The sequence below is a fragment of the Streptomyces sp. 6N223 genome (assembly GCF_052246635.1).
GTDB lineage: Bacteria > Actinomycetota > Actinomycetes > Streptomycetales > Streptomycetaceae > Streptomyces.
Genome location: NZ_JBQQCA010000050.1, coordinates 11,964 through 19,655, shown reverse-complemented (window position 1 = coordinate 19,655; position 7,692 = coordinate 11,964). Strand labels below are relative to the sequence as shown.

Annotated in this window: 6 protein-coding genes, 1 other RNA gene and 1 pseudogene; 1 reads left to right on the top strand and 7 read right to left on the bottom strand. The window is 74.1% G+C overall.

Going from position 1 to position 7,692, the window contains the following annotated elements:
• Window positions 1-106 precede the first annotated feature (106 nt).
• The 4 genes and pseudogenes from ACTWQH_RS25430 to ACTWQH_RS25415 all read right to left on the bottom strand — a co-directional run bounded on the left by ACTWQH_RS25430 (window position 107) and on the right by ACTWQH_RS25415 (window position 3,862).
• Window positions 107-1,174: a cytochrome P450 gene (locus ACTWQH_RS25430; RefSeq protein WP_443289065.1), complete on the bottom strand. Its 1,068-nt coding sequence runs from the start codon at window positions 1,172-1,174 to the stop codon at window positions 107-109.
• Window positions 1,175-1,674: 500 nt separating this feature from the next.
• An RNA gene (rnpB, locus tag ACTWQH_RS25425) (RNase P RNA component class A) lies at window positions 1,675-2,076 on the bottom strand.
• Window positions 2,077-2,165: 89 nt separating this feature from the next.
• Window positions 2,166-2,873: pseudogene (locus ACTWQH_RS25420) on the bottom strand (DMT family transporter); the annotation flags it as partial.
• Window positions 2,874-2,956: 83 nt separating this feature from the next.
• Window positions 2,957-3,862 carry an AraC family transcriptional regulator gene (locus ACTWQH_RS25415; protein WP_443289064.1) on the bottom strand — a complete coding sequence of 302 codons (906 nt, stop codon included), beginning with the start codon at window positions 3,860-3,862 and terminating at the stop codon, window positions 2,957-2,959.
• A gap of 38 nt (window positions 3,863-3,900) precedes the next feature.
• Between ACTWQH_RS25415 and yaaA the strand changes: the two genes are divergently transcribed.
• Window positions 3,901-4,695 (top strand): peroxide stress protein YaaA, encoded by a 795-nt coding sequence (gene yaaA, locus ACTWQH_RS25410; RefSeq protein WP_443289063.1) that lies wholly within the window; start codon window positions 3,901-3,903, stop codon window positions 4,693-4,695.
• A 16-nt stretch (window positions 4,696-4,711) separates the two neighbouring features.
• Here yaaA and ACTWQH_RS25405 read toward each other — a convergent pair whose 3' ends face one another.
• Genes ACTWQH_RS25405 through ACTWQH_RS25395 form a run of 3 tightly spaced genes read right to left on the bottom strand, consistent with a single transcriptional unit; the run spans window position 4,712 to window position 7,526 of the window.
• Entirely contained in the window at window positions 4,712-5,920 is a 1,209-nt protein-coding gene (locus ACTWQH_RS25405; protein WP_443289062.1) for a bifunctional RNase H/acid phosphatase, read from the bottom strand.
• A 17-nt stretch (window positions 5,921-5,937) separates the two neighbouring features.
• Window positions 5,938-6,681 carry a zinc ribbon domain-containing protein gene (locus ACTWQH_RS25400; protein ID WP_443289079.1) on the bottom strand — a complete coding sequence of 248 codons (744 nt, stop codon included), beginning with the start codon at window positions 6,679-6,681 and terminating at the stop codon, window positions 5,938-5,940.
• On the bottom strand, window positions 6,678-7,526 hold the full coding sequence (locus tag ACTWQH_RS25395; protein WP_443289061.1) for a Nif3-like dinuclear metal center hexameric protein: 849 nt from the start codon (window positions 7,524-7,526) through the stop codon (window positions 6,678-6,680). Before ACTWQH_RS25395 ends, ACTWQH_RS25400 begins: the two co-directional genes overlap by 4 nt.
• Between the last annotated feature and the right edge of the window lie 166 nt (window positions 7,527-7,692).

The following is a 7,692-nucleotide window of genomic DNA, read 5'->3' as shown; positions in this document are numbered from 1 at the left end:
CACTTCAGGTGTTCGAGAAGCTTCGCCTCGTCCTTCGCCATCGCTGGCGCCTCCTCATCTTCTCAACAAACAGGTGCCTGACTGGGCCGCCGTCGGCGTCAGAACGTCAGAACGTGCAGTGCAGCCGGTCGTAGCCCTCGAAGAAGCTCGATGACAGCTTGCTGGGCTCCCCGTCGACACGGATGTCCGGCAGCGAGGCGAGGAGTTCGCGGTACATGGCGGTGATTTCGATCCGGGCGAGATGAGCGCCCAGGCAGAAGTGCGGCCCCAGGGATCCGAAGGACAGCTGGGGGTTGGGGTCGCGCGTGATGTCGAACCGGTACGGGTCGGCGAAGACCTTCTCGTCGTGATTGCCCGACCAGTAGAGGAGGAAGAGCAGGTCGCCCTTGCGGAACCGGTGGCCGTTCATCTCGCAGTCGCGGGTCGTGATCCGGCGCATCCAGTTGATGGGCGTGCCCACGCGAAGGACCTCCTCGACGGCGCCCTGCGCGTGGCGCTCGAAGTCCGACAGGAGGAGCCGCCGCTGGTCGGGGTTCTCCGTCAGCAGCACCAGGGCCTGGACGATCGAGTTCCGGGTCGTCTCCATGCCGGCGATGATGAGGAGGACGAAGAAGGACGCCAGCTCCTGACGGGTCAGCTGCTCGCCGTCGTGCTGCACCTGGACCAGCTTGGTGATGACGTCCTTGCGCGGGTGGGTGAGCCGTTCCTCGCGGAGCCGCCCGATGTAGTCCGCGAGCTCCCGCAGGGCGGTCAGCACCGCCGTGGTCGCCTCCTCGGGCGAGGTGGCCCTGCTGACCCTGGGGTCGAGCCCCACGATCGTGTTCGTCCGCTGGTAGAGGAAATCGTGGTCCTCGCCCGGAATGCCCATCATGGCGCTGAGGACGGCGATCGGCATCTCCGCCGCCGGGCGGATGAAGTCACCGGGCCCGCGCTCGATGAGTTCCGCCACGATCCGCTTGGCCACCTGCCGCGCCATGGCGTCGAACTGCGGGGCCATGCCACGGCCGAACGAGCGGGCGACAATGCGCCGCAGCCTGGCGTGCTCCGGATTGTCCATGTTGATCATGGAGCCGTAGAACTCGTCCATCGAGGGCGGCAGAATCTCGGTGGCGCCCTCCGAGGAGAAGTCCTGAGGACGGCGGCTCACCTCGACGATGTCCGCGTGCTTCGCCACCGCGTAATATCCGGACGCCAGCGGTCCCCACGGCAGACGCGGCGGAACGAACGCCGGGTGCGGCAGTGCCCGCACCCTCTCGAATTCCGCCCTCCGCTCCTCCATCGGCCGCGACCAGAAGGAGGGGTCGTGGAAATCGGGAGGCGCGGCTTCGGTGGTCGATGACGTGGACGTGGCTTCCGTGGACACAAGGCCTCGATTCACGCTCGGACAGGTGCGAAAGCGTTCCGAAGGAGCCTGGCAGGCGCCCCTTAAGCAGGGCTTTCCACTCCGGGCCTCGCGGGCGGCGCCGAGTGCGACGGAGACGCCGGGACGCCGGGGGACGCCAGGGACGCCGGGGTGCCCCGCACCGGCGCGCCGCCGGCGCACGGGAGCGCGATGGTCGCGTTCGCTCAGCCTCGGCTCTCTCGTTCGCCCGGCTGCGGGGCGAGGCGGGCCCCCGGCAGCGAAAGGCGGCCATGACCAGGGAGGAAACGCTGGTCATGACCGGTCTGTGACGGCGGACGAGTCGGTCATACGCCGGGTTCTGTCCCCCCGCGCCTCGCGGCGGCGGGGGTGGCGACCATCCATCTAGGGCCGGTGTCACCACCGGTCTCCAGCGGTCTACCCGCGGACTCGGGCGGGCCGCCCTCAGTCGTCCGCGCAGGGCCACCGTGGCGGCCCCTCTTGACCTTGCTCCGGGTGGGGTTTACCTAGCCGCCCAGGTCACCCTGGGCGCTGGTGGTCTCTTACACCACCGTTTCACCCTTACCGGCGGCTTGCACCGCCGGCGGTTTGTTTTCTGTGGCACTTTCCCGTGGGTCACCCCAGGTAGGTGTTACCTACCACCCTGCCCTGCGGAGCCCGGACGTTCCTCGGCGGGATCCCTCTCGAGACCCCGACGCGGCCGCCGGGCCGGCTCGTCCGCCGTGCTTTCCATTTTAGTACCCGTGGCGAGAAAGCTTCCGCCCAGGATGAGGGTGAAGGCGGCCACGACGGTCAGGGACAGGGGTTCGCCCAGGAAGAGAACGCCGGCGGCGACCGCGACGGCGGGGCTGACGTAGGCGAAGACCATGGCGCGGGAGGTGCCCACCTCGCGGATCAGCTCGAAGAAGACGACGAAGCCCAGGGCGGTGCAGATCACGCCGAGGCCGGCCAGGGCGGCGAGCGCCTCCCCGGACGGGGCGTCGTCGGGCCAGGTGAGGGCGGCGGCCGGGGTGTAGAGGACGGCCGCGACGGCGAGGCAGGTGACGGTGAGCGCCAGCGTGGGCACCTCGCGCAGCCTGCGGGCGGCGATCAGCGGCGCGGCGGCGTAGCCGACGGCGACCAGCAGCACCTCCGTCACCGACCAGGCGCTGCCGCCGCCGAGTTGCGGCGCGGCCAGCACCGCGACCCCGGCCAGGCCCACGACCAGGCCGGTCCAGCGGCGGGCGCCGAGGCGTTCCCGGCCCAGCACCACGGCGAGGATCGGCACGGCCGCGATGAGCAGTCCGGTGGTGGAGCTGTCGAGGCGGCGTTCGGCGTCGGACAGCAGCCACCACGGGCCGATGATCTCGGCGGCGGCGAAGGCCGCGATGGGCAGGGCGTGGGCGCGCAGCAGCGCGAGCTGCCCGGGGCGGGCGGCGCGCAGGGCGACGGGCAGCAGCAGGGCGGCGCCGAGCGCGGTGCGGGCGAAGACGACGACGGGGGCCGACACCTCGTCCACGGCCACCTTGATCATCAGGTAGGGGACGCCCCAGATCACGGACATCAGGGAGAACAGGAACCAGCCACGTGCCGACATGGCGGCCATGGTGCGGCGGCTCAGCGGGCGTTGTCTTGAACGCCGTTGCGCACGCTGGCACGGTACGCGCCCGGGGTGACGCCGAGCACGCGGCGGAACCAGCGGGTGAGGTGGGCCTGGTCGGCGAAGCCCACCAGGCCGGCGGCCTCGGCGGGCCGGTGCCCGGCCTCCAGCAGCGCCCGGGCCCTGTCGACCCGGTGCTGGGCCAGCCAGGCGTACGGCGGCATGCCGACGGAGGCGCGGAAGGCGCGCAGCACCTGGTAGCGGGAGAGCCCGAGCTCGGCGCCGACCTCGGCCAGGCTCGGCGGCCTGCGCGGCTGGTCGCCCAGGCGCTCGCGCACGGCGCGGGCGATGCGGTCGGCGCCCGGCACCGGGCGGCACGGGCGGGCGCTGCCGGGCGCGGCGTGGCGGCGGACGAGGGCGGCCAGCAGCCAGGGCAGCTCGGACTCGGCGCGCAGGGGGTCGGGCGCGCGGACGGCGGCGCGGTGGACCCGGTGCAGCGCGGCCGCCAGTTCGGGGTCGTACACGACGCCGTCGCGGAAGTACGGGCGCGAGCCCGGGGCGGCGCCCTCGGCCAGCAGCGCGGCCTCGGGGTAGAAGGCGCGGTAGGCGTAGACGGCGCCGGGGCGGGCGCTGGCGCCGGTGTGGGGCTCGCCGGGCTCCAGCACGACGATGCTGCCGGGGCCGGAGACGACGCGCCCGCGGCGGTAGTCGATGGTCTCCACGCCCTCGAAGATGACGCCTATGGAGAACTCCTCGTGCGTGTGCGGCGCGTAGCGGTGCCGGTCGAACCGGGCGGTGAGGAGGCGGAGGGGGCCGGCGCCGGAGGTGAGGGAGACCCGCGACCAGACCGCCCGCTCCCCCGGGCCGCGGCCCGGGGTGCCGGGCGTGGTCGGCGTGGTCGGCGTGGTCGGCGTGCCGGTCATGGCGGGATCGTAACCGCACGGTGCCGTAGCCTGCCGCCATGCTTGTGCTGCTGCCACCGTCCGAAGGGAAGCGAGCGGGGACCCGGAGCGCCCCCGTCGACCTGGCGAGGCTGTCGCTGCCCGCCCTCACCGCCGCCCGGGAGGCGGTGATGGGCGAGCTGGTCGCGCTCTGCCAGGGCGACCCCGAGACCAACGCCAAGGCGCGCGAGGTGCTGGGCCTCAGCGAGGGGCAGCGCGAGGAGGTGGCGCGCAACGCCGCGCTGCCGACCGCGCCCGCCCGCCCCGCCGGCGAGGTCTACGCCGGGGTGCTGTACGAGGCGCTGGGCCTGTCCTCGCTCGACGCGGCGGCACGGCGGCGGGCGCGGCAGTCGCTGCTGGTCTTCTCCGCCCTGTGGGGCGCGGTGCGCGTCGGCGACCGGATTCCGGCGTACCGCTGCTCGGCCGGGGTGCGGCTGCCGGGGCTCGGGCAGCTCGCGGCGTACTGGCGCGGGCCGATGGCGGAGGCCATGGCCGAGGCGGCCGGCTCGGGCCCGGTGCTCGACCTGCGCTCGTCGGCGTACGCCGTCATGTGGCGGCCCACGGGCGAGGCGGCGCGGCGCACCGTCACGCTGCGGGTGCTGCACGCGCGCGTCGAGGACGGGGTGGAGCGGCGCACGGTGGTCAGCCACTTCAACAAGGCCGTCAAGGGCCGCATCGTGCGGGACCTGCTGACGGCCGGGGCGCTGCCGAGGACGCCGCGGCGGCTGGTGGACGCGCTGCGGGATCTCGGCTACGCCGTGGAGCCGGGCGGCGCGGACGGGCTGCGGCTCGACGTGGTGGTCACCGAGGTGTGACGGGCGGCCTGGCTCGCTACGCCGTCTCGATCGGCGTGACGTCGTTGACGCGGCGGATGGTGGCGTTCCCGTCCGGGTAGTAGGCCACCTCGCAGAGCGAGGCCGGGGACAGCTCGATCCGGAACATCGCGGCGGGCGGCGCGTCGAGCGCCTGGCGCAGCAGGCACTTGACGGGCGTGACGTGGGTGACGACCAGGACGGTGCGGCCCGGGTAGCGGGCGATGGTCTTGTCGCGGGCGAGGGCGACGCGACGGGTGACGGCGGTGAAGCTCTCGCCGCCGCCGGTGGGGCGGGCGTCCGGGGAGGCCAGCCAGGCGTCGAGGTCGCGGGGGTGGCGTTCGCGCACCTCGGCGAAGGTGAGGCCCTCCCAGGCGCCGAAGTCCGTCTCGCGCCAGGCGTCGTCGACGCGGACGTCGAGCCCGAGCCGGGCGGCGGCGGTCTGCGCCGTCTGGCGGCAGCGGGCGAGCGGGGAGCTGACGATCGCGTCGACGCGCAGGCCCGTCGGGACCGCGCCCGCGACGCGGGCGGCCACGGCCTCGGCCTGGCGGCGGCCGGTGGGCGACAGCTCGGGGTCGGTGCCGCCGCTGCCGGAGAAGCGCTTGTGGGGGGTGAGGGCGGTCTCGCCGTGGCGCAGCAGCAGGAAGGTGGTGGCCTGGCCGGAGGGCGGGGACCAGCCGCGGGCCGGGGGCTCCTCGGCGTCGACGTCCTCCGGCTCGGGCCCGGGCTGGGCCTCGGGGTCGATGCGGGTGCCGGTGCCGTTCGGGCGCCACTGCTCGCCGCGGGCGCTGGCGTCCATGGCCTCGTTGGCCAGCCGGTCGGCGTGGCGGTTGCGCTCGCGCGGCACCCACTCGTAGCGGACGGCGTCCGGCGGGAAGACCGCCGCGGCCTGGCGGGCGAGCGGCATCAGGTCGGGGTGCTTGATGCGCCAGCGGCCGGACATCTGCTCCACGACCAGCTTGGAGTCCATGCGAACGAGCACCCGCGCGCCCGGGTCGAGGGCGTGGGCGGCCTGGAGGCCGGCGATCAGGCCCCGGTACTCGGCCACGTTGTTGGTGGCGGTGCCGATGCCGGCGGCGGTCTCGGCCACCGGCCGGCCGGAGGCGGCCTCGCGCACCACGGCCCCGTACCCGGCCGGTCCGGGGTTGCCGCGCGAGCCGCCGTCGGCCTCGACGACGAACGATCTGGTCGCGCTGGTCGCGCTGGTCGTGCTCGTCGTGCCGGTCATGCCGCGTTCACTGCCCCTCACAGCCCGGACTTCGGCGTGCGCACGAGGATGCGGCGGCAGTTCTCGCAGCGCACCACCGTGTCGGGGTCGGCGGAGCGCACCTCGCCGAGTTCGGTGATGTTCAGCTCCAGGCGGCAGCCCTCGCAGCGGCGCTGGTAGAGGCGGGCGGCGCCGACGCCGCCGTGCTGCTCGCGCAGCTTGTCGTAGAGGGCGACGAGGTCGGCGGGGAGCGTGGCGGCCAGCTCCGCCCGCTCCTCGCGGACCGTCCCGGCCTCGGCGTCGATCTCGCGGAGGGCGGCGTCGCGGCGCTCGGCGGTCTGGCCGGCCTTCGCCTCCAGCTCCTCCAGCTTGGCGGCCAGCTCCTTGGCGCGGGCCTGGGCGGCCTCCTGGCGTTCCATGATCTCCAGGACGATGGTCTCCAGGTCGTCCTGGCGCTTGGCGAGCGAGGCGATCTCGCTCTGCAGGCTCTCCAGATCCTTCGGGCTGGTCACCAGGCCCGAGTCGAGCCGCTGCTGGTCGCGGGCGGCGCGCTGGCGTACCTGCTCGACGTCCTGCTCGGCCTTGGTCTGCTCGCGGGCGGTGTCGCTCTCCTCGGTCTGCGCGGCCACCAGCAGGTCGCGCTGCTGGGCGATCTCGCCGTCCAGCGAACGGATCTCGGCGTGCTCGGGCAGGTTCTCGCGCCGGTGGGCGAGCTGGGTGAGCCTGACGTCCAGGGCCTGGACGTCGAGCAGACGGATCTGATCGGCGGGCGCGGCTTTCAGTTGGGGGCTCCTTGGGAGGGTCGGTGGGTGATCCACGGGTCGGTCACGCGGCGGGAGACGTGCGTGCGCAGGCCCCAGCCGTGGCGTTCGGACACGGCGTCGAGCTGGGCGGCGGCCTGCTCCAGCCAGGGCCACTCGGTGGCCCAGTGGGCGGCGTCCAGCAGCGCGAGGCCGCCGGGCCCGGCGTGTTCGCGGGCCTCGGAGGCGGGGTGGTGGCGCAGGTCGGCGGTGAGGTACGCGTCCACGCCGGCGGCTCGGACGGCGTCGAACAGACCGTCACCGGAGCCGCCGCAGACGGCGACGGTGCGGATCTCGCGCTGGGTGTCGCCGGCGACGCGGATTCCCTGGGCGGTGGCGGGCAGCCGGGCGGCGGCCCGTTCGGCCAGCTCGGTCAGGGTCAGCGGCCAGTCCAGCTCGCAGATCCGGCCCAGGCCACGGCGCCCGGAGGGGTCGTCGGGATCGGGCACGAGCGGCCCGGTGACGCGCAGGTCCAACGCCCCGGCCAGGGCGTCGGACACGCCGGGGTCGGCGCGGTCGGCGTTGGTGTGGGCGACGTACAGCGCGATGTCATGCCGGATGAGGGTGTGCACGACGCGGCCCTTGAAGGTGCCGGCCGCGACCGTCGTCGTGCCGCGCAGGTACAGCGGATGATGGGTGATCAGCAGCTGGGCACCGAGGGCCACCGCCTCCTCGGCGATCTCGCGCACCGGATCGACGGCGAACAGCACGGTGCTGACCTTGGTCTCCGGATCTCCGCACACCGTCCCCACCGCGTCCCATCCCTCGGCCCGCTCGGGAGGCCATAGGGTGTCGAGCGCGATGATCACTTCGGAGAGTACGGGCACGGGCCCAGGCTACCTGCCCACCGCCCGCGCGAAACCGCCCCTGTGGTGCGGCTGGGGAGGCCGCGCCGGGCACCGTGGCCGCGGTGCCGAACGCGAGGGGATCCGCCGGGAGATCCGGGCGATGCACACCCGACCGCCACTCATCCGCCGAATCGGACAATCATCA

What these genes read in the sequence shown, in the direction of transcription:
- ACTWQH_RS25415 (WP_443289064.1), bottom strand. Translation starts at nt 3,862, where the DNA reads ATGACCGGCACGCCGACCACGCCGACCACGCCGACCACGCCCGGCACC.
- yaaA (WP_443289063.1), top strand. Translation starts at nt 3,901, where the DNA reads ATGCTTGTGCTGCTGCCACCGTCCGAAGGGAAGCGAGCGGGGACCCGG.
- ACTWQH_RS25405 (WP_443289062.1), bottom strand. Translation starts at nt 5,920, where the DNA reads ATGACCGGCACGACGAGCACGACCAGCGCGACCAGCGCGACCAGATCG.